The 23937-nt window shown below is 63.3% G+C and carries 22 protein-coding genes; 10 read left to right on the top strand and 12 right to left on the bottom strand.

Annotated elements, in window-relative coordinates:
• Nucleotides 1-7: 7 nt before the first annotated feature.
• From O9X62_RS09140 to O9X62_RS09125, 4 genes are read right to left on the bottom strand one after another with little or no spacing between them, the layout of a single operon-like run.
• Complete coding sequence (locus O9X62_RS09140) at nt 8-538, bottom strand: penicillin-binding protein activator LpoB (RefSeq protein WP_269532505.1); 531 nt, start codon at nt 536-538, stop codon at nt 8-10.
• 4 nt (nt 539-542) lie between these two features.
• Nucleotides 543-4379 carry a tetratricopeptide repeat protein gene (locus tag O9X62_RS09135; protein WP_269532504.1) on the bottom strand — a complete coding sequence of 1279 codons (3837 nt, stop codon included), beginning with the start codon at nt 4377-4379 and terminating at the stop codon, nt 543-545.
• Complete coding sequence (locus tag O9X62_RS09130; RefSeq protein WP_269532503.1) at nt 4345-7107, bottom strand: bifunctional glycoside hydrolase 114/ polysaccharide deacetylase family protein; 2763 nt, start codon at nt 7105-7107, stop codon at nt 4345-4347. Before O9X62_RS09130 ends, O9X62_RS09135 begins: the two co-directional genes overlap by 35 nt.
• Nucleotides 7104-8027 carry an NAD-dependent epimerase/dehydratase family protein gene (locus tag O9X62_RS09125; RefSeq protein WP_269532502.1) on the bottom strand — a complete coding sequence of 308 codons (924 nt, stop codon included), beginning with the start codon at nt 8025-8027 and terminating at the stop codon, nt 7104-7106. Before O9X62_RS09125 ends, O9X62_RS09130 begins: the two co-directional genes overlap by 4 nt.
• A gap of 331 nt (nt 8028-8358) precedes the next feature.
• Here O9X62_RS09125 and cmk point away from each other — a divergent pair, with 331 nt between their 5' ends.
• The 9 genes from cmk to rfaE1 all read left to right on the top strand — a co-directional run bounded on the left by cmk (nt 8359) and on the right by rfaE1 (nt 16187).
• Nucleotides 8359-9027: a (d)CMP kinase gene (gene cmk / locus O9X62_RS09120; protein WP_269532501.1), complete on the top strand. Its 669-nt coding sequence runs from the start codon at nt 8359-8361 to the stop codon at nt 9025-9027.
• A 147-nt stretch (nt 9028-9174) separates the two neighbouring features.
• The gene (gene rpsA / locus O9X62_RS09115) at nt 9175-10857 is read left to right on the top strand and encodes a 30S ribosomal protein S1 (RefSeq protein ID WP_308446458.1); all 1683 of its coding nucleotides are present in this window, start codon (nt 9175-9177) and stop codon (nt 10855-10857) included.
• Between the two features lie 29 nt (nt 10858-10886).
• Entirely contained in the window at nt 10887-11174 is a 288-nt protein-coding gene (locus tag O9X62_RS09110) for an integration host factor subunit beta (RefSeq protein ID WP_269532499.1), read from the top strand.
• 155 nt (nt 11175-11329) lie between these two features.
• Nucleotides 11330-11632: a lipopolysaccharide assembly LapA domain-containing protein gene (locus tag O9X62_RS09105; protein ID WP_269532498.1), complete on the top strand. Its 303-nt coding sequence runs from the start codon at nt 11330-11332 to the stop codon at nt 11630-11632.
• 63 nt (nt 11633-11695) lie between these two features.
• The gene (lapB, locus tag O9X62_RS09100) at nt 11696-12859 is read left to right on the top strand and encodes a lipopolysaccharide assembly protein LapB (RefSeq protein ID WP_269532497.1); all 1164 of its coding nucleotides are present in this window, start codon (nt 11696-11698) and stop codon (nt 12857-12859) included.
• Nucleotides 12860-12889: 30 nt separating this feature from the next.
• The gene (gene pyrF / locus O9X62_RS09095) at nt 12890-13588 is read left to right on the top strand and encodes an orotidine-5'-phosphate decarboxylase (protein WP_269532496.1); all 699 of its coding nucleotides are present in this window, start codon (nt 12890-12892) and stop codon (nt 13586-13588) included.
• Nucleotides 13589-13609: 21 nt separating this feature from the next.
• Entirely contained in the window at nt 13610-14923 is a 1314-nt protein-coding gene (locus O9X62_RS09090) for a UDP-glucose/GDP-mannose dehydrogenase family protein (protein ID WP_269532495.1), read from the top strand.
• A 95-nt stretch (nt 14924-15018) separates the two neighbouring features.
• The gene (locus tag O9X62_RS09085) at nt 15019-15243 is read left to right on the top strand and encodes a hypothetical protein (protein WP_269532494.1); all 225 of its coding nucleotides are present in this window, start codon (nt 15019-15021) and stop codon (nt 15241-15243) included.
• Nucleotides 15244-15248: 5 nt separating this feature from the next.
• Nucleotides 15249-16187, top strand: a complete 939-nt coding sequence (gene rfaE1, locus O9X62_RS09080; RefSeq protein ID WP_269532493.1) for a D-glycero-beta-D-manno-heptose-7-phosphate kinase — start codon at nt 15249-15251, stop codon at nt 16185-16187.
• A gap of 69 nt (nt 16188-16256) precedes the next feature.
• Here rfaE1 and O9X62_RS09075 read toward each other — a convergent pair whose 3' ends face one another.
• The 7 genes from O9X62_RS09075 to O9X62_RS09045 form a co-directional block, all read right to left on the bottom strand.
• Nucleotides 16257-16979: an ABC transporter substrate-binding protein gene (locus O9X62_RS09075; protein WP_269532492.1), complete on the bottom strand. Its 723-nt coding sequence runs from the start codon at nt 16977-16979 to the stop codon at nt 16257-16259.
• A 48-nt stretch (nt 16980-17027) separates the two neighbouring features.
• Nucleotides 17028-18365, bottom strand: coding sequence for a hydroxysqualene dehydroxylase HpnE (gene hpnE, locus O9X62_RS09070; RefSeq protein ID WP_269532491.1), 1338 nt, complete (start codon nt 18363-18365; stop codon nt 17028-17030).
• 1 nt (nt 18366) lies between these two features.
• Nucleotides 18367-18732 carry a hypothetical protein gene (locus O9X62_RS09065; RefSeq protein ID WP_269532490.1) on the bottom strand — a complete coding sequence of 122 codons (366 nt, stop codon included), beginning with the start codon at nt 18730-18732 and terminating at the stop codon, nt 18367-18369.
• Between the two features lie 55 nt (nt 18733-18787).
• Nucleotides 18788-19237 (bottom strand): hypothetical protein, encoded by a 450-nt coding sequence (locus O9X62_RS09060; RefSeq protein ID WP_269532489.1) that lies wholly within the window; start codon nt 19235-19237, stop codon nt 18788-18790.
• Nucleotides 19238-19254: 17 nt separating this feature from the next.
• Complete coding sequence (gene hpnD, locus O9X62_RS09055; protein WP_269532663.1) at nt 19255-20091, bottom strand: presqualene diphosphate synthase HpnD; 837 nt, start codon at nt 20089-20091, stop codon at nt 19255-19257.
• Between the two features lie 55 nt (nt 20092-20146).
• Complete coding sequence (locus O9X62_RS09050) at nt 20147-20845, bottom strand: hypothetical protein (RefSeq protein WP_269532488.1); 699 nt, start codon at nt 20843-20845, stop codon at nt 20147-20149.
• A 74-nt stretch (nt 20846-20919) separates the two neighbouring features.
• A complete protein-coding gene (locus O9X62_RS09045) occupies nt 20920-21849 on the bottom strand; it encodes a DMT family transporter (RefSeq protein WP_269532487.1) in 930 nt (309 codons plus the stop codon).
• A gap of 87 nt (nt 21850-21936) precedes the next feature.
• Between O9X62_RS09045 and O9X62_RS09040 the strand changes: the two genes are divergently transcribed.
• Nucleotides 21937-22836 carry a LysR substrate-binding domain-containing protein gene (locus O9X62_RS09040; protein WP_269532486.1) on the top strand — a complete coding sequence of 300 codons (900 nt, stop codon included), beginning with the start codon at nt 21937-21939 and terminating at the stop codon, nt 22834-22836.
• On the opposite strand, the gene O9X62_RS09035 is transcribed toward O9X62_RS09040, so the two are convergent.
• Nucleotides 22833-23813 (bottom strand): L-threonylcarbamoyladenylate synthase, encoded by a 981-nt coding sequence (locus tag O9X62_RS09035; RefSeq protein WP_269532485.1) that lies wholly within the window; start codon nt 23811-23813, stop codon nt 22833-22835. The two genes, O9X62_RS09040 and O9X62_RS09035, sit on opposite strands and share 4 nt — an antisense overlap.
• Nucleotides 23814-23937: the final 124 nt, after the last annotated feature.

The following is a 23937-nucleotide window of genomic DNA, read 5'->3' as shown; positions in this document are numbered from 1 at the left end:
CTCGGGCTCAGCGCGGCAGTTTGGCGCTGCGCAGCAGCTTGGCGATGGCATCCTGGGCCGTCACGGTCAGCGAGGAGCGGCTCCAGCCGGTATCCGCTGCCACGCCACTCCAGACGGTCTGGCCGGATTCGACATCAATGATGCTGAGACTGATACCGACTGCAGGTTCGCCATCCACGCCAACCTTGTAGCGCCATTCCGATACCGCACCGGTGACCGCGTAACGCACGCCGGCCTGCTTGGCCCAAGCCAGTGCCGTTTGCTCGGTTTTGCGATCAGCGGCTTCGAACAGGGCGTCGCCATTAAGCTCGGGCGGGTAGCGCAGCACCGAACGTGGGCCATCGGCCTGCAGCAGCGCATGCACGATCGATTCAGCGGCCAAGCCCGCCAGCGGGGTATCGCTGTGGTTGGCAACGGGCAGCAGGCCCCAGCGCGCCTCGGCTTGCCAATCGGGTGCCGGGGCGGTACGAACGGCAGCACAGGCGCTCAGCAACACGGCGGCGAGCAGGGGCAGCAGGCGGTAGAGTAGGGAAGTCATGGGTTCAGTCTCGGGATGATGAAGGTTTATCGAACCAGTATTGCCAGACGACGGAGAGGCTGCTGCTACGGTCGCGGTTGCCAGCCGGGCTGCTGCCCTGCGATTGCACCCACTCCAGATTGAGGCGGTCTACGCCGTCTGGCAGGGCGCCCAGCAGGCTGCCGCCTATGCCTAGGCGGACTTCGTGGCCTTTGCCGGAGACGCTGTTACGGGCCAGGGTGACTTGGCCATAGGGCGTCCAGCGGCGCCGGTACTGGCTGGGGCTGGCGTCGTTGTAGTTGAGGCCTACCGACCATTGCCGGCTGGAGGGAGGCAGGAAGTCATTGAGCCAGGGCCGGGTATTGCCGATCTCGGCATAGGCGGCCTCGGCATCCGGGATCAGCTTGAGGTAGCGCGGCGCCAGTTCGCCATCCGCACGGAAGTCGTACTGGTTGTAGCCGGCCCGGACGGTAATGTTCGGGGTATCGAGCCGTACCCGGTAGCCCAGCTCCACCGAACCGAGCCGGCTCTGGCCGAGGCGGCCACCGTCTTGTGTACGGTAGGTCCAGTCCCCTTGTTCGGCCATCAGGTACTCGCGTCGGCCTATCTGCCAGTTCCAGCCCAGCGCGTTACCACCACGCTGGCCGGCCAGCTGCAGCAAGGTGGAATCGCTGGTGGGCTGGCCTGCCTCCTGGCGCCACTGCACCTGATGGTGACCATCCGGACGCCAGCGCAAGCCCAGCCGGTGGCCGCCGTGGCCATCGAAACCCCGAAGTCGGCCTAGGGCGATCCAGCCATCCAATGCTTCACTGCCTTGCTCCCAGCCGATCTCGTGGTATTCGCTGGTGCGGGGCACCTCGCCGAGCGAGCGAGGGCGTACCACCGTCTGGCGCTGGTGGGCATGCTTCAGCATAAGCGCACCCCGTCCGGCCAGGGGCACGGTGGCGTTGAACTCGCGCACATCCAGATCGAGTGGGCCCCGCGATTGCCGAGCCTGCGATAGGGCCAGACGACCGGCATCCTTGAAGAAGCGCTCGGTCATCATGCCGTGCAGGTCGTCATCGTGACGGCGCCCCGCCAGTCCGCCAGCGGCCCACAGCTTGGCTTTGTCGTTGTCGCGCAGCAGGTCGGCGGCGAGGATGCGGTCTTTCACGGGCAGGTTCTCGGCGTCGGCAAGCAGGCGGGAGACGGCCTCGGTATCGCCATTGGCAACAGCGACACCGAGCGCCAGATAGGCCGGATTCGCCAGTCGCGCCATTTGCCGACCCAACAGATAACGCCGGGCAGCCGCGGGTTGATCTCGCAGTTGCAGCCAGGCGCCGAGCAATTGTGCCCGGATCGGGTTGTCGTGCAGGGGGTGGGTAGACTGCCGCAACAACTGCTGCATCACCTGAGTCAGGCCGTCCCCGCGCTGCTGTCGCAGCGCCAGTCGGGCAGCATCCACCAATGCCTGGGGCGCCTTCTGGAAGCGGGCAGGGTCGTTGCGGATCGCGCTGATGGTTTTCTGCCAGAGGGTACGGCGCAGGTTGTAGGCCAGCGCTGGCTGGCCGGCCTGTTCCAGCGCATCGGCATAGGTTTCCTGCCAGGACTGACTGGGCCGCTCGCCGGCTCGCCGCATCCGCCGCCATTCGATCTGCAGCAGTGCCAGTGCCTGAGCGGGTTCCTCCAGCTGCAGGTAAGCCGTTCCCAGGACGTGCGTCAGTGGCCCGCCCTGCGCGCCATCGCCATGCCAGGCATGCACATACTGGCGCAGCAGCTGGCGCTGGGTACCCATGTCGAGCAGTAACCAAAGCATGCCGACCCGCAAGGAAGTATCGCGCGGAGCCAGCGCAATCGCCTCGCGGTAGTCGGTGAGCGCCAGCTCGGGCTGGCTGCTCTGATGGCGGATCTGGGCCGACATGGCCAGATAGCGTGCCTGCTTGCGCAGCATGGCAAGCTGGCCGGGTTTCAATGTATCCAGGCGTTCGCGCAGGGCAGGCCAGCGTTCACGGGCAATATCGATTTCCAGCGATGCCAGGAACATGGTCGAATCGGCAAAACGCTCCCAGGCCAGTGTGGCTGCGCGATAGGCGCTGTCCGGGTCTTCGCGCCAGGTCAGGCTGTAGTAGACCCGCAGATCGGACTGGGTGGCTTCCGGGGTATCGACGAGACGCCGGTAGGCCGCGCGGGCGGCATCGGGGCGCTGGAGCATGTCAGCTAGCTGGGCCATCAATCGCCAAGTCGGCACGCTCAGAGTGGGCAGACGTTCCGCGGCCTGTTCCAGCATGACCAAGGCCTCGGCTTCACGGCGCTCGGCAATGAGGATGCGCGACAGACGCAAGGCCGAGACTTCGTCCAGACCGAAGTCGCGAATCTGCCGGCGCACCACCTCGGCCTCGCGGTCGCGGTCGCCTATATGGTGATGGAAGTCGGCCAGACGGATCAGCAGCTTGCTCTCACGCCGTTCCCGGTAGAGGGATTCGATCAGCTGCACGGCCGCCTCTGGCCGGCCGGCGGCATCGTAGGCCAGCACCAGCTCATCGAGCCGGGCGTCGCCGCCTAGACCAGCGCGAACCAGTTGCTCCAGGGTGCTGACCCGCAGGTTCTCATCCTGGATGGAGGGAACGAGCTCCTCGACATCCTTCCACGCGGCAACGTCACCCAGGCGGGCGGCCGAGAGCCAGTGATTGAGGCTTTCATCGGGACGGCTGAGCCAGCGGGCCACCTGTGCCAGACGTCGATGCCAGGCAGCGCTGGCTGGCCGCGCCTGCACGCCGGCACGCGCCAGCAGGTAGGCATCGTTGAGTTTGCCGTTGGCCAGAAAAATGTCGTAGCCAAGCTGGTAGAGCCCCTCATCAAAAGGCAGTCCGGCGGTGCGGCCTTCAATCGGCGCCTGCAATAGCTCGTTGCTGACAGGCAACCAGCGCCCGCCAAATTCATCGCCCCGGCCCTGTGCCAACTGCCAGGCTGTGGACCAACGCGGCGCGAGACTCAGACGCAAGGCCTGCTCGACATAGCGCTGGGCCAGATCGGGACGGCCGACAGCCAGGGCAATCCTGGCCAGCTCACCCAGCAGGCGCGGATCGTCGCCTGGCGACACTGGCGGATTAGCGAGCACCTCGCCCGCCTCGCGGAACAGGCTGCCCGCTTGCAGATGGCGCAGGCCCTGCAGCAGCAAGTCGCGTTGTTCTGCCCGCTGGCGGCTGCCTTTGGCAGCCATCAGGGTGAAATCGGCGGCGGCGCGATGGTGTCCGTGTGCCAGAGCTTGGCCGGCGATGCGCAAGAGGATGTCTGGTGCCAGCGTGTTGCTGCGCAATAGCCGCAGCCGCAGGGTATCGATCAGCGCACCACCGCGGCGATGGCGGTTCAGCTCCGGCATCAGCAGGTTCAGGGTGTCCGGCGTCAGCGGGCCGTGATCGATCATGCGGAGGACCAGATCATCAATTTCGGCCTGAAGCACTCGCAGACGCTGTGCATCCGGCTGCTGCCGGTCGCGCTCGTAGAGGGCCGACATCAGCAGGATGTGTTCGGCCTCTTGGGTCAGCGTGGTGTCGCCCAGATCGCGCAAGCCGTAAGCCATCTGTCGTGCCACCTGCACATTGCCGAGTGCCAGCTCCTGATTGGCCAGCAGCAGATTAAGTTCGACATCACGCGGACTGGCCCGTACCAGATTGCGCAGGTACTGCAGCGACAGGGCATCGGTACGCGCTTGTGCAGCGATTTCCGACAGTTCCCGGCCCTTGGGGAAGATCAGGAAAAGCGCGGCTGCAGCACTGGCGGCGAGCGCAATGACTGATTGGGGCGGGAACAGCCGTTGCCGCGGCAGGGGCTTGCGCCGGTCCAGCGGGTCAGCGTGGGCAGGCGAGGACGAAGCGGGCGGCATGACGGGCAAGTCGGTAGCGGTGGTGTTGGGCGGCGCCGGATACGGGCGCAGGCTTGAGTTGCTGACCCCCCTGGCTCAGGGTGCAGGCGCTGGGGTGTTGCAAGGTGAATTCCAGTGGTACGCCACCTTCCAGGGCAAATTCGCCACCCTGCACGCCGACCTGCCACTGGTTGATCATGGCATTGGCATCCACGAGGCGCGGTGTTGTGGTGTCAGGGCGTGTGGCCAGTGCCACGTCGGCGCGGTCTGCCGCCAGATGCAGGTAGCGCCCTTGGCTGAGATCGCGCCAGCCGGCCACTTGCGCGCTCTGGGTCAGATCGGGCAGGAGCGCAGCCGGCACGCGCATGGTCCGCAAGGCACCCAGGCCGCGCAGGCGCCAGCCGGTGGGAGTGCGGGCAACGGCGGCCTGATTGAAACCGGCTACCCGGTCGATATAGGCGGACGCGAACAGCGGCAGGGTTTCCTGCTTGAGGATCCAGCGATAGACCTCGTGCAGCGCCTCGATGCTGGCTTTACGGCTGGCCGAGTAGGTGTGGTAGTAGAGGTTGATAGGCTTGAAGCGCAGCGGGCGATCGGTCATCTCGAAGGTTTCGATCACGCGGCGGAAACCCCAGTACGGCCCGGTCCAGTCGTTGGTGTAGATGTTTTCGTTCTGGTTGGGGGCGTAGGTCTGGAAATAGCCCTTCTTCATCAGCCCCAGGGGGGCGATATGGGTCCAAGACGGCTTGGAGCGGCTGATCCGGGTCTCGCCGGCGTTCATGTTGCGCAGCCCGGCCTTGTAGGTTTCGGCAACCGTGTCGCCGTCCGGATCGCAGTCGCCGGTCCACAGCAGTACCTGGGTGCGCTTGCCGGCCGGTGCGAGCTGGGTATCGATATAACGGGCCGAACCGGCGATTTCACGTTCGGCCGAGAACGTGTAGTCCGCGACTTTCAGGTTGAGCCCGTAGAGGGTGTTGTCTCGCTTGACCTGGCCGGTCAAGGCTTGCCAATAGAACGGATGGGTGTAAGTGTGGCTGGCGATTTCCACGTGCGGCAGGGCGAAAATCGCTCGTGCAGTCTGCTGCAGAGCGGGCGCCATGCCGGCCCAGAGGCCGTTGGGTGACACCTCGGCCTCAATGACTGACACGGTATGGGGGACGCGATAGCGCTCGATGAAATCGCGGCGCATCACTTCTGCCGCCGTGGGGGAGCCCGGCACTTCGGCGAGGCTGGGGAAACCGTCACCATCGATATGGGTGAGCCAGAGTCGGCGACCGTTCTCGGTCGTGACATCGGGTACCGGCATGGCCGGTAACTGCAAGGCCGTACGCAGGAATTCGAGCGGCTGGATGACCCAGTGCGTGTCCTCTTCGTTGCCCGGTGCGTGCTCCACCACAAAGGGCTCCAGGGCGTAGCCGCCCCAGGGTGTGATGGCGACAGCGTCGGCGCGCAACTGGTCACTGTTCAGGCTGAGCCAGGGCGTGCCCTTGCTGGCTTCAACGGCCAGAAAGGTACTCGCGCGGGGATAGGGCTTCTGTTCAAAGCCGACCTGCGGGTGCTGGTGGACGATATGGACCTGTCCCTCAGGCTGTTCGAGCGTCAGCTTCAGATCCAGTTGTGCCAGCCAGGCCCGGTCGGTGCTACCGAAACGGGACAGGAAGACCACGGGCACGGATTCGCTGCGGGCGCGTTTGACCAAGGTGCGGACCTGCCCGCCTTCATCGGCATCGTCGCTATTGAGCCAGGCGACCACGCCGGCGTAGCGACCGGCAAGGCGCTGGGCCGGCACCGGCTGGCGTATGTCCACATACTCCGGTACCAGCCCCAGATAGTTCAGGGGCATGGCCAGATAGCGGACATGGTCGGACACGGTGAGGTTGGGAAACTGACGGCCGTCGTACAGCACCATCACTTTACGAGGCATGACCTCGATCTCGCCCACGCCCAGGGTGTCGAACTCGGGTGTGGCAATCCAGGGAATCAGTCCGTCGGCCCGGATTTTCTCCGCCAGCGTACGTGCTTCCCCACGCTGTTCAGCGGGCAGGTAATCGAGTGCAATGACCGGCAGTCCCCCTTCGCCCAGCAGCGGGCGCACTTGGGCGAGTAGCCAGTCACGATCTGCTTGAGGCACGGCTTCATACCTTCTTGCCTGAGGGTTCCAGCGTGCATGGAGCGATTCGAAGGCGACGCCAGCGGCCAGTTCGCGTGCTTGCGGCAGGAGTTCAAAGCCACGGTTGAACAGCAATTGGGCCGTGGGATAACGCTGCTTCAGCAAACGCAGTGCGCGCAGCAAGCCCGCCTGCTGGGCCTCCCGCTCGGCGGGCGTGGTGGCAAGCAGCTGCCAGGAATCGAGGGTGTCCAGGAAAAAATGCCGCCAGCCTCGTCCCCACAGCGGGGCGACGATCTGATCGACAAAGAAGGCCGGCCACTCGGGCTGGCTTTGGTCGATGACCTTGCCACCCCAGGCGGGATTGCTGGTCGGTAGCCAGCTCGCAGGCAAGCGATGCGCATAGTCGCGGCGCGCCTCGACTTCGCCCACGCTGACATAGGCGAACCAGTCCGTGCCGGCCCGGTTTGGCGCTTTGGCAAAGTGGTCGGGTTCCAGGACCACCCAATCAAAGGCATTCAGTTCATCAAGGGGCGCTTGTGCACCGTAGAAGAAGGCGGTGGCTGGCCGGGCCGGGCTGGCCTGTGCCACAGGCAGGCACAGGGCTAGCAGGAGCGGAAGCAGCCAGCGCAGATGCATCATGCCTCGGCTGCCAGCAGGTGTGTCAGGCCTTGGGCCAGCGGTGTCATGGGCAGATGGCCCAATACGCGGTGCAGAGCATCCGGTTTGGCCGCAGAGTGGATGATGTCCCCGGTGCGAGCGGGTTGATAGTCCACCTGCAGCGCACGCCCCACCACCTTGCCCAGCGTGTGGATGACCTGATTGAGCGTCACGCTCTCGCCGGTGGCGATATTGAGGATGCCATCACCTTGGGCGAGCAGGGCGCGCACATTGGCCTCTGCCACATCGCCGACGTAGATGAAGTCGCGCGTCTGTTCACCATCGCCAAACACCGTAAGGGTTTGCTGCGTGGCGATACGCTCCTTGAACTTGGACAGCACGCCTGCGTAGGGCGAGGCGGGGTCTTGCCGCGGGCCGTACACATTGAAGTAACGCAGTCCCAGCGAGGAGAGCTGGTACAGATCCCGATACAGGCTCGCGTACTGGTCATTCACCAGCTTCTCAAGGCCATAGGGGGATACGGGCTGCACCGCGCTGGATTCGGTGAGCGGCAGCTCCGCGGGTTGTCCATAGACGGCAGCCGAGGAGGCGTAGACCACGCGCTGCGCGCCGGCACGTCGTGCGGCATCCAGTACGGTCAGAAAACCGCGCAGATTGTGATCTGCCGATGCGGGCGGGTTCTCGATTGATGCCTGTACGGATACCTGCGCGGCCAGATGCAGGACATGGCTGACGCCAGCCATGGCTTGGGCAACGACAGCGGGGTCGCGAATATCCCCTTCCAGCAGTTCCACGCCATCAAATCCGGCCAGATTGCTGCGCTTGCCGGTGCTGAGGTTGTCGAGGACGCGTACGCGCAGTCCGCGGGCGAGCAATCGTTCGACCGTATGCGATCCGATAAATCCGGCACCGCCGGTTACCAGCACAGAGTAATTGGACATGTCGTAGAACCTGCAGAAGACGAGGGCGGAATGGCCCGGACGGCGCGCATTGAAGCAGTGTCATTGCCGTGCCGCAAGCCAATTAAGTGCACGATCGTTCGGCACATGTATGCATTTGTCATTATGGCGAACTTGGCTTGTCAGTACAGGCTAGTACACACCGCAGCCCGGTGCGACCAGGGGTGTGGATAAGTCTGGCGCATCGGCGTTTGATGATATTTGCATGTGGGATCGCCCGGTCGGCTCGCGTTGTCTCAGCGTAGACGAATGTCCCGGCGCGCATCGACAATAGTGAGATTGCATCCAATCTGCCAGAGAGCCTGTTACGCCCATGTCCCAGACCGTACCTGTGATCGCCATCGATGGACCTTCCGCCTCCGGCAAGGGCACAGTGGCTGCCCGCGTCGCCGCCCATCTGGGTTGGCATTATCTGGACTCCGGTGCGCTGTACCGCCTGACTGCGCTGGCCGCGCAGAACCGCAGCATCGACTTGGCCGATGAGCCTGAAGTATCGGCGGTAGCAGCACATCTGGACGCTGCTTTTCTTGAAGGCGTGGTGCTGCTTGATGGTGAGGATGTGACCGATATCATCCGCACCGAGACCGCAGGCGAGGGCGCTTCACGCGTGGCGGTACTGCCCGGCGTGCGGGCTGCCCTGTTGCAAAGGCAGCGCGATTTTGCCCGCGCGCCCGGGCTGGTGACGGACGGTCGTGACATGGGATCGGTGGTGTTTCCCGCGGCCACGCTGAAGATATTCCTGACTGCCAGTGCTGAAGAGCGTGCGCAGCGCCGCTATAAGCAGTTGATTGCAAAAGGGGAATCGGTTACTATCAGCCAGATTTTGCTGGACGTTCAGCAGCGGGACGCACGCGACAGCGCGCGGTCTGTTGCGCCATTGAGGCAATTGCCCGATGCGCGCTTGCTGGATACGACCACGCTGCCGATCAGCGATGCCGTGCAAACGGTGCTCGATTGGCTGCACGAGGTCATGCCCGGTTGAATCGGGCAAAACCGCATCGGCAGGTGTCGATGCGGCGCTGGTGTCAGTACCTTGCGCAATGCGGGGCTGGCCTTATCAACTTGACCCCACAGGCAGTACACGTGGGCTATTGGAACTACCTCAATGACTACCCAAGTTTCTCCCGCCATGGAAAGTTTTGCCGCGCTATTTGCCGAAATGGAAGCGCGTCAGGAAATGCGTTCCGGCGAAGTGATCACTGCAGAAGTGGTCGCGGTTGAAGACAAGTTCGTTGTCGTGAACGCCGGCCTGAAGTCCGAAGCGCTGATCGACATCAACGAGTTCAAGAACGACCAGGGCGTGGTTGACGTCAAGGCTGGCGACTTCGTGCAAGTTGCCATCGAGAACGTTGAAAACGGCTTCGGCGAAACCAAGCTCTCCCGCGACAAGGCCAAGCGCCTGGCTGCCTGGATTGATCTGGAAGAAGCGCTGGAAAGCGGCATCATCAAGACCGGCCTGATCTCGGGCAAGGTCAAGGGTGGCCTGACGGTGATGATCAACGGTATCCGCGCATTCCTGCCGGGTTCGCTGGTCGATATCCGTCCGATCAAGGACACCACGCCGTTCGAAGGCAAGGACATCGAATTCAAGGTCATCAAGCTCGACCGCAAGCGCAACAACGTAGTTGTGTCGCGTCGCGCCGTGCTCGAAGAGACCATGGGTGAAGAGCGCGAGAAGCTCCTCTCCACGCTGCAAGAAGGCGCTACCGTCAAGGGTATCGTCAAGAACATCACCGACTACGGCGCATTCGTCGACCTGGGCGGCATCGATGGCCTGCTGCACATCACCGATCTGGCCTGGCGCCGTGTCAAGCACCCGAGCGAAGTGCTCGCCGTGGGTGATGAAGTCACTGCCAAGGTCCTCAAGTTCGACCAGGAAAAGAACCGCGTCTCGCTGGGTCTGAAGCAGCTGGGCGAAGATCCGTGGGTGGGTCTGGGTCGTCGTTACCCGCAAAGCACCCGCCTGTTCGGCAAGGTCACCAACATCACCGACTACGGCGCGTTCGTGGAAATCGAACAAGGCATCGAAGGCCTGGTGCACGTGTCGGAAATGGACTGGACCAACAAGAACATCCATCCGACCAAGGTTGTCCAGCTGGGCGACGAAGTCGAAGTCATGATCCTCGAAATCGACGAAGACCGTCGTCGCATCTCGCTGGGCATGAAGCAGTGCATGGCCAACCCATGGGACGATTTCCAGGCCAACTTCAAGAAGGGCGACAAGATCAAGGGCACCATCAAGTCGATCACCGACTTCGGCGTGTTCATCGGTCTGCCTGGCGGTATCGATGGTCTGGTTCACCTCAGCGATCTGTCGTGGAACCTGACTGGCGAAGAAGCCGTTCGCAACTTCAAGAAGGGCGACGAAGTGGAAGCCCTGGTGCTGTCGATCGACGTTGAGCGCGAGCGCATCTCGATGGGCATCAAGCAGATGGAAGGTGATCCTTTCAACAACTACGTGGCCACCAGCGACAAGGGCGCCATCGTCAAGGGTACCGTCAAGTCCCTGGACGCCAAGGGTGCGATCATTGCCCTGAGCGAAGAAGTTGAAGGCTACCTGCGCGCTACCGAAGTCTCGCGTGACCGCGTTGAAAACATCGCGACCGTGCTGAAGGAAGGCGACGAAGTCGAAGCCATGATCATCAACGTTGATCGCAAGAACCGTTCGATCAACCTGTCGATCAAGGCCAAGGACAGCGCCGACGACAGCAGCGCCGTGAAGACGCTGCAAGCCGCGGAATCGGCAGGCAACGCCGGCACCACCAGCCTGGGCGCACTGCTCAAGGCCAAGCTCTCGGGTAACCAAGAGTAATCAAAGTGGAAATGCCGTCTTCAAGCCCCATGACCAAGTCCGAGCTGATCGCCAAGCTTGCGGAGCGTTACCCGCAGCTGGTGGCGAAGGATGCCGAACTGGCCGTGAAGACGATTCTGGACGCCATGGCAAGCAGTCTCGCCAGCGGCCAGCGTATCGAAATTCGGGGGTTTGGCAGCTTTGATCTGAACTATCGCCCGCCGCGGGTGGGGCGCAATCCGAAATCCGGGATGAAAGTCTCGGTACCGGAAAAATATGTGCCCCATTTCAAGGCTGGCAAAGAGCTGCGCGAACGTGTGGATGGTCAGGAAGCGTAAGCTGGCTGATCGCCCATCACTCGGGCTTGCGGTAAAAGAAAACGCGGCGTCGCAAGACGTCGCGTTTTTCTTTGTCGTCTTGCCGGCGGGATCATTGCTTCGGGCTAAAATACGGGTCTTCAGGCCCCCGTGGCCCCTGTTGCTGGAGATCGTGAGTGCGCTACCTCATCTGGCTGGCCAAGCTGGCCGTCTTCCTGATCCTGTTTGCCTTCGCCTTGCGCAACACCGGCCATGTCACCTTGTCCGGCCTGCAGGGGGCGCAATGGCAGGCACCCCTGATCCTGTGGTTACTGCTGTTCTTTGTGCTGGGCGTGATTGCCGGCGTAGTAGCCATGTGGTTGCCCTACCGTCGTTTGGACCGCGAATTGCGGCATATCCGCGCACAGCAGCCTGCTGCCGCTGCCGCTGCCGAGCCGGCGCTGCCCGACGCGGCCCAGCCACTGGATGCCGTGATCTGAACGCCGACAGGCCGATGCCCTGGGCGCGCGCCGCATGCAATTGATTGATCGAAAGGATAATGCGTGGAATTCGAAGCCTGGTGGCTGATCCTGTTTCCCCTGTGTTTTGGCCTCGGCTGGCTCGCCGCCCGGGTGGATATCCGCCATATCCTCTCTGATTCCAAGCTTTTGCCTCGACAGTATTTCGAGGGTCTGAACCATCTGCTCAATGACCGTACCGACAAGGCGGTCGAAGTGTTCGTGGATCTCGCCCGCAATCACGACGAGACCATCGAACTACAGTTTGCCCTGGGGCATCTGTTCCGTCGCAAGGGCGAGATCGAGCGCGCGATCCGCATGCACCAGAAATTGCTCGAACGCCCCGAACTGCGCCAGTTCGAGCGTCAGTCCGCCCAGTTCGAACTCGCCTCCGACTTCATGAAAGCCGGTCTGTTCGACCGCGCCGAAGAGCTGTTTGCCAAACTCGACGACACCGAGTTCGCCCGTGCTGCACGCCGCCACCTGCTCGATATCTACCAGCAGGAAAAGGAATGGCACAAAGCCATTGAGACCGCACAGCAACTGCGCGACACCAGCCACACCTATCAGCACGAAATCGCCGAGTTCCACTGCGAGCTGGCAGTCACCGCCATGACGCGCTCGCAACCGGCTGAAGCTCGCCAGTACCTGCAACAGGCGCTGGCCGAGCACCGCAAGTGCGTACGCGCCAACCTGCTATTGGGCGAGCTGGCCGCAGGCCAGGGTGACCATGCCGGCGCGATTGAAGCCTGGTTACGGATCGAATCACAAGATCACCGCTTCCTGCCTTTCGCCGCCCGCCAGCTGCTGGATGCTTACGATAAGCTGGGCCGCGCTGATGAGGGCACGGCCTTGCTCAAGGGCTTCATGACCAGTTATCCCGAGCTCGACATGCTCGATGTGGTGCTCGAACGCATCGCCGCCACCGAGAACGCCGATGTGGCTTTTGACTGGCTGCGCGAACAACTGCGCCGCAACCCCAATATGCCGGGCCTGATCAAATTGCTCGAAGCGCAGGCGCAAGCCGCGCCGCCTGAGCGCCGTGCCGAGATCGACACCATGCTGCGTCTCACTCAGGAAGCCACGCGCGGCCTGAGCATGTATCACTGCTCGTCGTGCGGCTTCAAGGCGCGCCAGTATTTCTGGCGCTGCCCGGCCTGCAATGACTGGGAGTGCTTCCTGCCGGCGCGTGGTCAGACCCGCGCTTGACTAGATTCCACGACAAGAAAGAGAAAAACGATGACCGCAGACGACCCAAGGATCGTAGTCCCGCTCGACTACCCCGATGCGGCCCAGGCGCTGGCCTTTGTGGATCGGGTCACGCCCGACCTGTGCCGTCTCAAGGTCGGCAAGGAACTGTTTACCGTGGCCGGCCCGCAGTTTGTCGAGCAGCTGGTGGCGCGTGGATTTGATGTGTTCCTCGATCTCAAATTCCACGACATTCCCAACACCGTGGCCCAGGCCGTCAAGGCGGCCGCCAAGCTGGGTGTGTGGATGGTCAATGTGCACGCGTTGGGTGGCAGCAAGATGATGCGCGCCGCCCGCGCAGCGATTGATGGCGAGGCACATCGCCCGTTGCTGATTGCCGTGACCGTATTGACCAGCATGGACGGCGCCGATCTGGCCGAGATCGGCCTGCCGGAGCCCGCCGTGCAGGTACCGTTGCTGGCAAGGCTGGCGCTCGATTGCGACCTGGACGGCGTGGTCTGCTCGGCACAGGAAGCCAGCCTGCTCAAGAAGCTGTGCGGCAAGGACTTCAAGCTCGTCACCCCCGGCATCCGCCCTGCCGGCAGCGCCGTAGGCGACCAGAACCGCATCATGACCCCCGAGCAGGCTGTGGCTGCCGGTAGCGATTACCTCGTCATCGGCCGCCCGATTACCCAGGCCGCCGACCCTGTCGCAATGTTGCAATCTATCCGTGCCAGCCTCGCTATCTAACTGATAGCGGAGCGGGCATGGATGAAATTGACGGTCGTAGGCGCAGGGTATGTAGGCTTGGTCACAGCGGCTTGCCTGGCCGAAGTGGGCAACGATGTGCTCTGTGTGGAGCACGATCCGGCCAAGGTCGCCGCGCTGCGTGAAGGGCGGATTCCGATCTTTGAGCCGGGGCTGGAGGCGCTCGTCCGTCGCAACGCTGCTGCCTCGCGTCTGCACTTTGCGACGGACGATGCCTGCCTGAACGGATTCGGTGATATCCAGATGATTGCCGTCGGTACCCCGCCCGACGAGGATGGCTCGGCCGATCTGCAATACGTGCTCGCCGCCGCACGCGGCATTGCCGAGCGGATGACGGGATATACGGTGGTGGTGACCAAGTCCACCGTGCCCGTAGGTACCGCCGATCTGGTGCGCGACGAGATACGCGCTGTGCTGGCGCAGCGGGGTCTGGATATCGATTTTGCGGTGGTATCGAACCCCGAGTTCCTCAAGGAAGGCGCCGCAGTCGAAGACTTCATGCGGCCTGACCGCATCATCATCGGCAGCAATGATGCCCGCGCCACCGAACAGCTGCGCGCGCTGTACCAGCCGTTCCAGCGCAACCATGAACGCATGCAGGTCATGGATATCCGTTCGGCCGAGCTGACCAAGTACGCGGCCAACGCCATGCTGGCCACGCGCATTTCGTTCATGAACGAAATGGCCAATCTGGCCGAGGCATTGGGGGCCGATATTGAGATGGTGCGCAAAGGCATCGGCTCGGATTCACGCATCGGGTACCACTTCTTGTACGCCGGCCTGGGCTACGGCGGCTCCTGCCTGCCCAAGGATGTGAAGGCGTTGCGCAGGACCGCGCAGATGCACGATGTGAACCTGCGTTTGCTGACGGCGGTCGATGAGGTCAACGCAGCGCAGAAGCAGCGTCTGGTCAGCAAGCTGATGCGTCATCTGGGGCAAGATATGGTAGGTCGGCATATCGCCTTATGGGGTTTGGCTTTCAAGCCCAATACCGACGATATGCGCGAGGCGCCGAGTCTGAGCATCATCGAAGGCTTGCTGTCCCGTGGCGCGACCGTAACCGTTTACGATCCGGTGGCGAGCGCCGAGGCACAGCGCATGCTAGGCGCTCGCGTGGCCTATGCCGACAGCCCCATGGCGGCCCTGAGTGGTGCCGATGCGCTGCTCATTGCTACCGAATGGAAGGAATTTCGTAGTCCGGATTTCGAACAGATGCGGCGTCTGCTCAAGCAACCGCTGATCATCGATGGCCGTAATCTCTATGACCCGATCTGGCTGCGGGCACAGGGTTACACCTACGAGGGGATAGGAAGATGAGACAGACAAGTATGGTGGCGGTGTTATCCCTGCTATCGCTCGGTTGCATGGCAGATACGCAAACTGTCCCGCTTGCGCCTCAGGCAGGAGAAAAAATGGCGCAAGCGGTTAAAATGCTGCGAGACGCCAATCGGGCGCGGGATGAGCAGGTCATGGCCGGCTATCTGCGCATCAGTCGCCCTGAAGTGGCGGCGGCTGCCGCCGCGTTCAAGCGCAACCTTTATGACAATTTGCTGGCACAGGGTTTCTCCCGCGAGGAGGCTCTGGCCCTGACCAAGGACACGCCGCTACCCGCATTCTGTGAGGGTAGTGGCCGCTGAAACCCATGAAACACGAACAACTGCAAGCCGCGCTGGCCAAGGCCCGCGTACTGGTCGTCGGCGATGTGATGCTCGACCGCTACTGGTTCGGCGATGTCGAACGCATTTCGCCCGAGGCCCCCGTGCCGGTGGCCCGGATCAACCGGGTGGAAGAGCGCGCAGGCGGCGCGGCCAATGTGGCGCGCAATATTGCGGCCATGGGGGCGCAGGCCACACTGCTCTCGGTGGTGGGGGATGACGAAGCGGGCACGGCGCTGCAGAACCTGCTGAACACGCATGGTGTGCAGACCAGCTTGCACCGCGATCCCAGTATCACTACCACGGTCAAGCTGCGTGTCGTGGCGCGGCAGCAGCAGTTGATCCGTCTGGATTTCGAATACAGCCCCAGCCATGAAGTGCTGGCCGCCAAGCTCGATGACTACCGTGCTGCACTACCCAGCCATGATGTGGTGATCCTGTCGGACTACGGCAAGGGCGGGCTGACCCATGTAAGCACGATGATCGACGCCGCACGCGCGGCGGGTAAACCGGTGCTGATCGATCCCAAGGGCGATGATTACCGCCGTTATGCCGGCGCGACGCTGCTGACGCCCAACCGGGCCGAACTGCGCATGGTCACCGGCCGCTGGGCTGACGAGGCCGATCTCACCCGGCGTGCCCTGCAATTGCGTGCCGAGCTGGGCCTTGATGCCTTGCTGGTGACACGTTCAGAAGAAGGCATGAGCCTGTTCAGTGCCGAGACCGTGAGCCATGTACCCACGGTCGCGCGCGAAGTGTTTGATGTGTCCGGCGCGGGCGACACTGTGATTGCCACGATGGCCGCGATGGTGGCCGCAGGCTGCACGTTGGACGAGGCCATGCGCTGGTCCAACCGCGCAGCGGGTATCGTGGTCGGTAAACTGGGCACAGCCGTGGCCACGGCCGAGGAGGTCTTTGCCGATTGAGTGTGTGCGCTGTTCCACTAAAAAAGCCCCGTCATGTGCGGGGCTTTTTCAATGTGTGTCGCCCGCCTCTCAGTTGATATAACGCCGATCCACCGCCCGGAGGCTGCCATTCGCGTTCAGGTGCCGGAAAGCAGCATGGAGTTTCTGACGAAAGCCGGCATCGATCTGTAGGTTGCAGGCCAGATACATCTCCACCGTGTTGACCGGGATGCGTACCACTACCTTGCCTTTCAGGCCGGCTTTTTCAACCATGGTGAGGCCGGTGTCCTTCATGGCGACCCAGTAGTCCAGCCGACCTGCGAGCAGGTTCTTGAATGCGACCTCATGATTGGTGGACATCAGCACGGGGAAGCCGCGCTGCATCAGGAAACGGGCGCTGGCCGAGCCATAGTAGCCGCCGACGCGTGCGTTCCTTGCCGCTTCCAGTGTATCGGCTGCCGAAGCTTTGTCTGCCAGACCCAGCATGACGACATCGCTGCGGATCAAGGGGCCGATCCAGTCAAACGCGGCTTCGCGTTCCGGGGTGCGGGCCGTGGAGTAAACGCAGGCGGCCTGGGTGCGGGCTGCCTCAAAAGCGCGGGCCCAGGAAGTCAGCTCAATGTCGTAGGCGAGCCCGGCCTCACGGAGTACGGCTTCCACTTTTTCAGTCGAACTGCCGCTGAGCCGGCCGTCTGGCTGCTTGAAGTTGAAGGGGGGAAGTTCCTCGGTATAGATCCTGAGCGCCACCGGCTCGGCGTGGGCGCCGGTGAGGGAAAGCAAGAGCGCGGTCGTGCACAGCAAACGCAGCAACATGGGTCCAGCCTGTTCGGGAAGGCACTTCACTATATGCGGTTGATATCTCTACGCCAGTCCCTGGGCCGGGAGCCGAGGCGCATCGTCGCGCAGCAGGCCGTTAGCCGCCGCAATGCCGCTGCGGATGGCCCCCTCCAGGGTGGCGGGGTAATCGCCCGCGGTGTAATCACCGGCCAGCCAAAGACTGGGGTCGGTTGTGGTATTGCCTGGTCGCTGCATGCCGGGAGTGCAGGCATAGGTGGCGCGTTTTTCGGCAATCACGCGCTGCCAGCTTGGGGCGGGCAGGCCAGGCAATAGGGACAACACTTCATTATGTACGTGCATGGCTAGCTCGGCCTGTGTCCAATCGCAGTGTGGCCCCTCCGCGCTGATGACAGCAGCCAGCAAACCCGGTTCATCACCGAGCTGGCCGCGGTCAAACAGCCACTGCGTCACCGTGCCAGCCATGCCCAGCATGGGCTTGGGCAGGCGGGTATCGGGGGGGTAACGCAGGTAGACCGTATAGATCGGTTGCCATGACCAGTTTGCGATCTGCGTCACGGCCGGCGTGAGGGCGTCGATGCCATCGGCCAGCATGGCCAGCCTGTGCGGTGGCAGCGCGATCACGAGATGGGTGTAGGCCGTATCGTCTTGATCGACCCGCCAACCGTCGCTCCCTCGGGTGAGCTGCCGCACCATCCGCCCCGTGTGAACCTGGCCACCACCTTGTTCGATGTAGCGGGCAGCGGCCTCGGGAAACAGTGCCGACAGGTCCACCTTGGGCAGCAGCATGTCGCTCGCGTCGCGGCGGGCTGCCAGACTATCGCGCAACACATGCAGCAGCACCTGTGCACTGGCAAGCTGGATGGGGGTGTTGAGGGCGGCGAGCGTCAGCGGTTCCCACAGATGGCGTATCAGCGATAGCGGTTGACGTTGATGCGCCAGCCAATCGGCAACGGAGTGATCCTGCGCCAGTTTCCAGCCGCCATGTTCGGCGCTGCGAATGGCGCGGATCGCTGCCCAGCGATCGCGCCAACCTATGCCATCCGCTCCCAGCAAGGCGAACAGGGTATGCAACGGTGCTGGTAGTCGCGGACAGGCAAGCCGGAATACCCGCTTGCTGCCCTGGCGGACATCCAGATCCAGTGGCAACCGCAGCATCACCTCCGCTTCCCGCAAGCCAACCCGGTTCATCAGGCCCAGCAGTTCGCGGTACGCACCCACCAGCAAATGCTGGCCGTTATCGAGCGTGCAGCCGTCGATTTCCACCCGCCGCGCACGGCCGCCCAGCACCGGGCCCGCTTCGACAACGCAGACCCTTCTGCCTGCCGCAGCCAAGGTCACGGCGGCGGCCATGCCTGCATAGCCGCCGCCGATGATGGCGATGCGCTGGGAGAGGGCGGTCATCTCAGCGCTTGCTGCGTGCTGCTTGCATCAGCGTTTCCACGTCCGCTTTGCTGACCAGGGAGGATTTGACCTCGACCGGGGTCATGGGTGAGCGTATCGACCGTGTCTCGCCATTGCCGGCTTCCAGCGTCTGGGACTGGCGCAGTTGCAGTGAGACTTTGTCGCCGGCGGTGACGGTGGGCGTGACCGAGATGGTCCAGCCGTCGTAGACCATGCGTGCTTCCTTACCTGCCTCGGTGAGCATGCTGAACACCTTGCCGTCTTCACGTTTGAACTCGACCTTGACCCAGCTTGGCGTGGTGTCATCGGCCCAGCTGGGCAGGGTGGTGCCACACAGCAGGCACAGGCTGATCAGGGTGTGACGCATGGTGCTTTCCTCCGGCGGTATGCGCAGGTTTGCGCGGTTTTTGACTTTGTTGTGCTCAGATGTCTTCACGGAAGATTTCCCGGAACAGGTCCGGGTAGCGCGTGAGCACCTGCTTGGCGCGATCGGGCTTGATCGGGTGCAGGGTCTGGATGAAATGCAGCTCACCCTGCGGTTCGATGGCGACCAGCTCGAAGATGAAAAACAGCCGTCGCTCGGGCATGAAAAACAGCCACGATGCCGAGCCGTGCCCATGCTTGGCGATCTCGTTCTCCAGTTCAACCAGTCGTTTGGCGTTCTCGGCACTGTAGAGGAACTGTTCGGTGCTCCCGTCTTCGCGCGTGTATTTGCGCACGATGCGGAAGGACTCCAGCGCCTCGCGCATCTTCCGTTTGCGGATCGCGTTGCGGTCGGCCTGACGCATCTCCATCCAGCCCGCAGCCAGAATCGCGCCGATGACGATGGCGGCGAACAGCAGATACCAAGGGGAGAAGGGCAGTTTGTCCATGGCTTAGTGGGTCGGGCTCACGCAAACCACCAGGTTTTCCACGCGAGCCAGAGTTTACGCACCGGTGTCAGGCTCAGACGCTGGTTGAGCACCTTGGCCGGGCCATCGCGCTTGATTTCATCCAGCGTGGCGCGATAGATCGCGGCCATCACCAGCCCGGCGCGTTGCGCCTTGCGGTCCGCGGCGGGCAGGGCGGCCAGCGCTTCGGCGTACAGACTCTCCGCACGTTCGATCTGGAACTGCATCAGTGCGGTGAACTCGGGGGTCTCGCGGCACGCCAGCAGATCGGCTGCCGGCACGTTGAAGCGCTGCAGCTCCTCGACCGGCAGGTAGATGCGGCCCCGGCGGGCGTCTTCGCCCACGTCGCGGATGATATTGGTGAGCTGAAAGGCAAGGCCGAGCTTCTCGGCATACTGGTAGGTGCGCTCGTCAGTCACGCCGAAGATGCGTGCCGACAAGAGCCCGACGACCGAGGCGACCAGATAGCAATACTCGCGCAGATCGGCGAACGCGTTGTAGCGGGCCTGAGTCAGGTCCATTTCCATGCCGTCGATGATCTGCAGCAATTGCTCGCGTGGCAGTTGCAGGCGACCCACATGGGGCTGCAAGGCGCGGGTGACCGGGTGCTGCGGCGTGCCGTCATACAGATTGCCGACTTCGCTGCGCCACCAGTTGAGTGTGGTGCGGGCAACGCCTTCATCGTGGGTTTCATCCACCACGTCGTCGACTTCACGGCAGAAGGCATAGAGCGCGGTAATCGCGAGCCGCGTCTGCAGGGGCAGGAAGCGGAAGCTGTAGTAGAAGCTGGACCCGCTCTGGGCGGCCTTGTTTTCGCAGTACTGGTCGGGCGTCACGTTGTGGCTTGGCGGCGAGTGGCTGAACGCGTGGATTGTAGCGGCTTGCGGGGCATCAGTCGCCACCGCCGCCACAACCACCGCCGCAGCCCCCGCCACCATCCCCGTCACCGCCACCGGAACCATCGTTGCCATCTAGCCCATCGGTGCTGCCGTCGTAGCTGGTGCTGGAAAAATCGCTGCCGCAATGAACGGCGCTGCCACTGCTGTCGGCCTGCGCGCGGCTGATGCCTTGGCAGTCGGGCAGGTAGTGGAAACCGTTGACGATCTGCAGCTTCTTGTCGAGCGCGAACAGCAGCGGCAGCCGGCTGGGCTTGAGCGGGTCGATCAGTTCCTCGCGGCAGACCAGTTGCCAGCAGCGGCGCAGGCCGGCATTGGCCGGGCGATCATCGCCCAAGGATGTGGCTGGCGTGTGGTGCAGGAAGCGGCCAAAGGCCTTGTTGCAGAAGTGTTCGTAATTGCGTGTGTGCAGGATGAACTCATGCCACAGATCGTCCACCACCTGTGAGGGCATGGAGATGTACTGACCGCCGCCGCGCAGATAAGCCAGAAAGAACTGCCGCAGGCCCTGACCCACCAGTTGGCAATCCTTGAGGCTCAGTTGTGGGTGCTTTTGCTGCAGCTTGGCATACAGGCCCTGCGGCAATGTGTAGTGACGGATGAATTCGGCGCGCTGCGCATTCACGCTGCGCGACCAGGCAAACCAGAGCACAAATCCGACAATCAGCAGCAGGATCAGGATGAAGATGGGCATGACGATCTCGACTTACTGGCAAGGTGCGCCACACTTTGCCACAAGCGAGGGCCTGGCCCAATCGGGAAGGCTGCTTAGTGATGTTTGCCGACCCACCAGACCCCGCCCATGACCAAGGCCATGCCCAGCAACTGAAGCAGGGAGAAGGGTTCGCTCAGGATCAGCCAGCCGAACACGATGGTGAGTGCCGGGCCCAGTGAGCCGATGGCGGCTGTCTTGCCTGCGCCCAGTCGCGCTACTGCTCTGGCTGCCAGCCAGATCGGCAACACGGTGGAGAACAGGGCCATCGCCGCGCCCCAGAGCCAGACCTCGGCAGGCAGAACCTGCAAGTCGGCGATTGGATGGGTCAGGCCGAAGTGGGCGAGTACGAACAGGGATGCCACAGTGCCGGCAATGCCCGCCAGACGGGTCGAGCCGACACGGCCCACCAAGGCTGCGGTGCCCATGAAATAAGCCGAATAAGTCAGGCTGCTCAGGAATACCCAGCCACCACCGATCAGTACCAGCGCCATCTCGCCGGGCTGGACCAAGTCATGGCCAAAAGCGGCAAGCAGACCCAGATAGGTGAGCCCCATGCCAGCCCAGACCGCGCGGCTGATCGGCTTTTTACGCCACACGGCCTCCAAGATCAGCACCAGCGTGGGGTAAGTGAACAGGATCAGCCGCTCCAGCCCGGCCGAGATGGTTTGCAGGCCGATGAAATCGAACAGACTGGAGAGGTAGTAGCCCAGCAAGCCCATCGCCACCAAGCCCAGCCAATCGCGCTGCGTCGGCACCTTGCCCTTGGCGTCGCGTGTGGCGAGCCATAAAAATGCGGGTAGTGCGAGTCCCATGCGGATGGCCAGCAGGGTGATGGCGTCAACCGGGTACGCGCCATAGGCAAGCTTGACGAAAATGGCCTTCAGCGAAAACGCTGCGGCCGCCAAGGCGGCGAGCATGCGGCCATCGTGATACCAGGCTTGGCTTTCCGGTTTGGCGAAGGTCATGGTGCTGGCATTGTGCATGGCGGGCTCGGTGCGTGCAGTAATGTCGGGATTGTCTGGCCGGGCAAGGCGGAAGAGAATGCGTGCTTTCTCGACCGGCCTTCGCCAATGACGAAACCTCCGCGTTTTGATCTGCCCGATATCCGCCTGTTCATTGCCGTGGCCGAGGCTGGGTCACTATCGCGCGGGGCGGCGACCCTGCCGCTGGCTTTGTCGGCTGCCAGCGCCCGCCTGCGACAGATGGAAGAGCGGCTTGGCCTGAGCCTGTTTGATCGGCATGCCAGCGGCGTGCGTTTAACCCGGGCAGGCGACACCCTGCTGGAGCATGCCCGGCGCATCGCCCGCGCCGCCAGTGATGCGCAAACCGCCATGGACGCCCTGGTCAGCCCTGAGCGGGTGGCGCTGAGTCTGTGGGCCAATACCACGGCCAACAGCACGATTCTGCCAGCAGCCCTGGGTCGCTACCTGGCCGAGCACCCCTATCTGGATATGGTGCTGGTAGAGCGGACCAGCCGCGAGGTGATCGATGCCGTGGTGCGTGGCGAGGCCGACATCGGCGTGATCGACAGCGATTACCAACCCGAGGGACTCACCCTGCTGCCGCTGGGGCGCTACCGGCTCACGGTGTTGGCGGCGGCGGATCACCCGCTGGCCGCACAGTCTGCCTGCTCGTTCCGCGCGCTCACCGAGCATGCGCTGGTGGGCATGCCCGAGGACAGTTCCATGCAGCGATTCGTGGACAAGATGGCGCATCTGGCGGGCCTGCCGCTGCATGTGCGGGCCCGTGCACCGAGCTTTGCCGCCATTGCGCGGCTGGTGGCCGGCGGTGCGGGCGTGGCCGTGGTGCCTGAGAGCACCGGGCAGGGTTACCGCGATGCGATGGGACTGGTGCTCGTCAACATCAGTGACGACTGGGCCAGCCGCGAATTGCAGCTCTGTGTGCAACGCTGGGAAACACTGACACCTGCTGTACGCGCGCTGGCGGGGTATCTGGCCGGGGTGGACTAGCCCAGCCACTGGCTGGTTGCACGCTTGACCCGGTCGTTCACCGCCAGCCAGGCGGCCGATTGCGGCGGTGTTTCGAGCAACAGCACATCAAAGCGGCCACCATCAAAATCCCGCAAGGTGGCATACAGATCACGCGCATAGGCCTCGGGTTCGCCCGGCATGGCGTGGTCTTCGCTGCTGCCGGCCAGCTTGTGCGTGGGCGAGTGGTGCAGCACAGCAACGCGCTCGCCGGCATCGCCACGGCGGGCAGCCTCCACGGCGATGGCCGCGAGCGGACCGGTCAGCAGGGGCGTACGGGGCGCGTAGTGCGAATCGAGCAGACCCGAGACGCGCACTTGGGCAGTGGATGGCTTTTCGTGATGTTCGAGCCGCAATCCCAGCAAATCTTCAATCGCCTCGCGTGGCACACCACCGGGGCGCAGCAGGGAAGGGGTATCGCCCGTGAGGCCGACGATGGTGGACTCCACGCCCACCTGGCAAGGTCCGCCATCCAGTATCAACGGCACCCGATCACCGAATTCGCTATACACATGGGCTGCCGTGGTGGGGCTGACATGGCCGAACTGGTTGGCCGACGGTGCGGCGAGGCCGCCCTGGAAGCGTTCGAGCAGGGCATGTGTCAGCGGGTGGGCCGGCGCGCGCAGGCCCACTGTATCCTGCCCGCCAGTGACGGCATCGGACACGCCGGGCTGGCGATGCAGGATCAGCGTCAACGAACCTGGCCAGAAGGCCTCGGCCAGCCGCCAGGCTGTGTCGGGAATGTCACGCGCCCAGTCCTGCAATTGATCTTTACCCGCAATGTGGACGATGACCGGGTGATCGGCCGGCCGACCCTTCAGGGCAAAGATTTTGGCGACGGCATCGGGCTGGCGAGCGTCGGCAGCGAGGCCGTAGACGGTCTCGGTCGGAATGGCGACCAGCTCGCCCCCTTGCAGCAGGGTCAGGGCCCGGTCGAGATCAGTGGAGATTGTGCGCATCGAGGCGATTTTATCGTGTCGTGGCCTGCTAGCGTGCAGGAGAACGTTTCTTCGCGCTTGTGCGCTTACCCATCCGGCGGGCGATTGCCTATATTCTCGTGGCGTAGCGGGCTGCCTGCCTGCT

Origin of the sequence: Chitinimonas sp. BJYL2 (genome assembly GCF_027257935.1) — a bacterium.
Taxonomy (GTDB): Bacteria; Pseudomonadota; Gammaproteobacteria; order Burkholderiales; family Chitinimonadaceae; genus Chitinimonas.
This window is presented reverse-complemented; position numbering and strand designations above follow the sequence as displayed.

Excerpts from the sequence above, each read along its gene's own strand:
- O9X62_RS09140 (WP_269532505.1), bottom strand. The coding sequence starts at position 538 with ATGACTTCCCTACTCTACCGCCTGCTGCCCCTGCTCGCCGCCGTGTTG.
- O9X62_RS09135 (WP_269532504.1), bottom strand. The coding sequence starts at position 4,379 with ATGCCGCCCGCTTCGTCCTCGCCTGCCCACGCTGACCCGCTGGACCGG.
- O9X62_RS09130 (WP_269532503.1), bottom strand. The coding sequence starts at position 7,107 with ATGATGCATCTGCGCTGGCTGCTTCCGCTCCTGCTAGCCCTGTGCCTG.
- O9X62_RS09125 (WP_269532502.1), bottom strand. The coding sequence starts at position 8,027 with ATGTCCAATTACTCTGTGCTGGTAACCGGCGGTGCCGGATTTATCGGA.
- cmk (WP_269532501.1), top strand. The coding sequence starts at position 8,359 with ATGTCCCAGACCGTACCTGTGATCGCCATCGATGGACCTTCCGCCTCC.
- rpsA (WP_308446458.1), top strand. The coding sequence starts at position 9,175 with ATGGAAAGTTTTGCCGCGCTATTTGCCGAAATGGAAGCGCGTCAGGAA.
- O9X62_RS09110 (WP_269532499.1), top strand. The coding sequence starts at position 10,887 with ATGACCAAGTCCGAGCTGATCGCCAAGCTTGCGGAGCGTTACCCGCAG.
- pyrF (WP_269532496.1), top strand. The coding sequence starts at position 12,890 with ATGACCGCAGACGACCCAAGGATCGTAGTCCCGCTCGACTACCCCGAT.
- O9X62_RS09090 (WP_269532495.1), top strand. The coding sequence starts at position 13,610 with ATGAAATTGACGGTCGTAGGCGCAGGGTATGTAGGCTTGGTCACAGCG.
- O9X62_RS09085 (WP_269532494.1), top strand. The coding sequence starts at position 15,019 with ATGGCGCAAGCGGTTAAAATGCTGCGAGACGCCAATCGGGCGCGGGAT.
- rfaE1 (WP_269532493.1), top strand. The coding sequence starts at position 15,249 with ATGAAACACGAACAACTGCAAGCCGCGCTGGCCAAGGCCCGCGTACTG.
- O9X62_RS09075 (WP_269532492.1), bottom strand. The coding sequence starts at position 16,979 with ATGTTGCTGCGTTTGCTGTGCACGACCGCGCTCTTGCTTTCCCTCACC.
- hpnE (WP_269532491.1), bottom strand. The coding sequence starts at position 18,365 with ATGACCGCCCTCTCCCAGCGCATCGCCATCATCGGCGGCGGCTATGCA.
- O9X62_RS09065 (WP_269532490.1), bottom strand. The coding sequence starts at position 18,732 with ATGCGTCACACCCTGATCAGCCTGTGCCTGCTGTGTGGCACCACCCTG.
- O9X62_RS09060 (WP_269532489.1), bottom strand. The coding sequence starts at position 19,237 with ATGGACAAACTGCCCTTCTCCCCTTGGTATCTGCTGTTCGCCGCCATC.
- O9X62_RS09050 (WP_269532488.1), bottom strand. The coding sequence starts at position 20,845 with ATGCCCATCTTCATCCTGATCCTGCTGCTGATTGTCGGATTTGTGCTC.
- O9X62_RS09045 (WP_269532487.1), bottom strand. The coding sequence starts at position 21,849 with ATGCACAATGCCAGCACCATGACCTTCGCCAAACCGGAAAGCCAAGCC.
- O9X62_RS09040 (WP_269532486.1), top strand. The coding sequence starts at position 21,937 with ATGACGAAACCTCCGCGTTTTGATCTGCCCGATATCCGCCTGTTCATT.
- O9X62_RS09035 (WP_269532485.1), bottom strand. The coding sequence starts at position 23,813 with ATGCGCACAATCTCCACTGATCTCGACCGGGCCCTGACCCTGCTGCAA.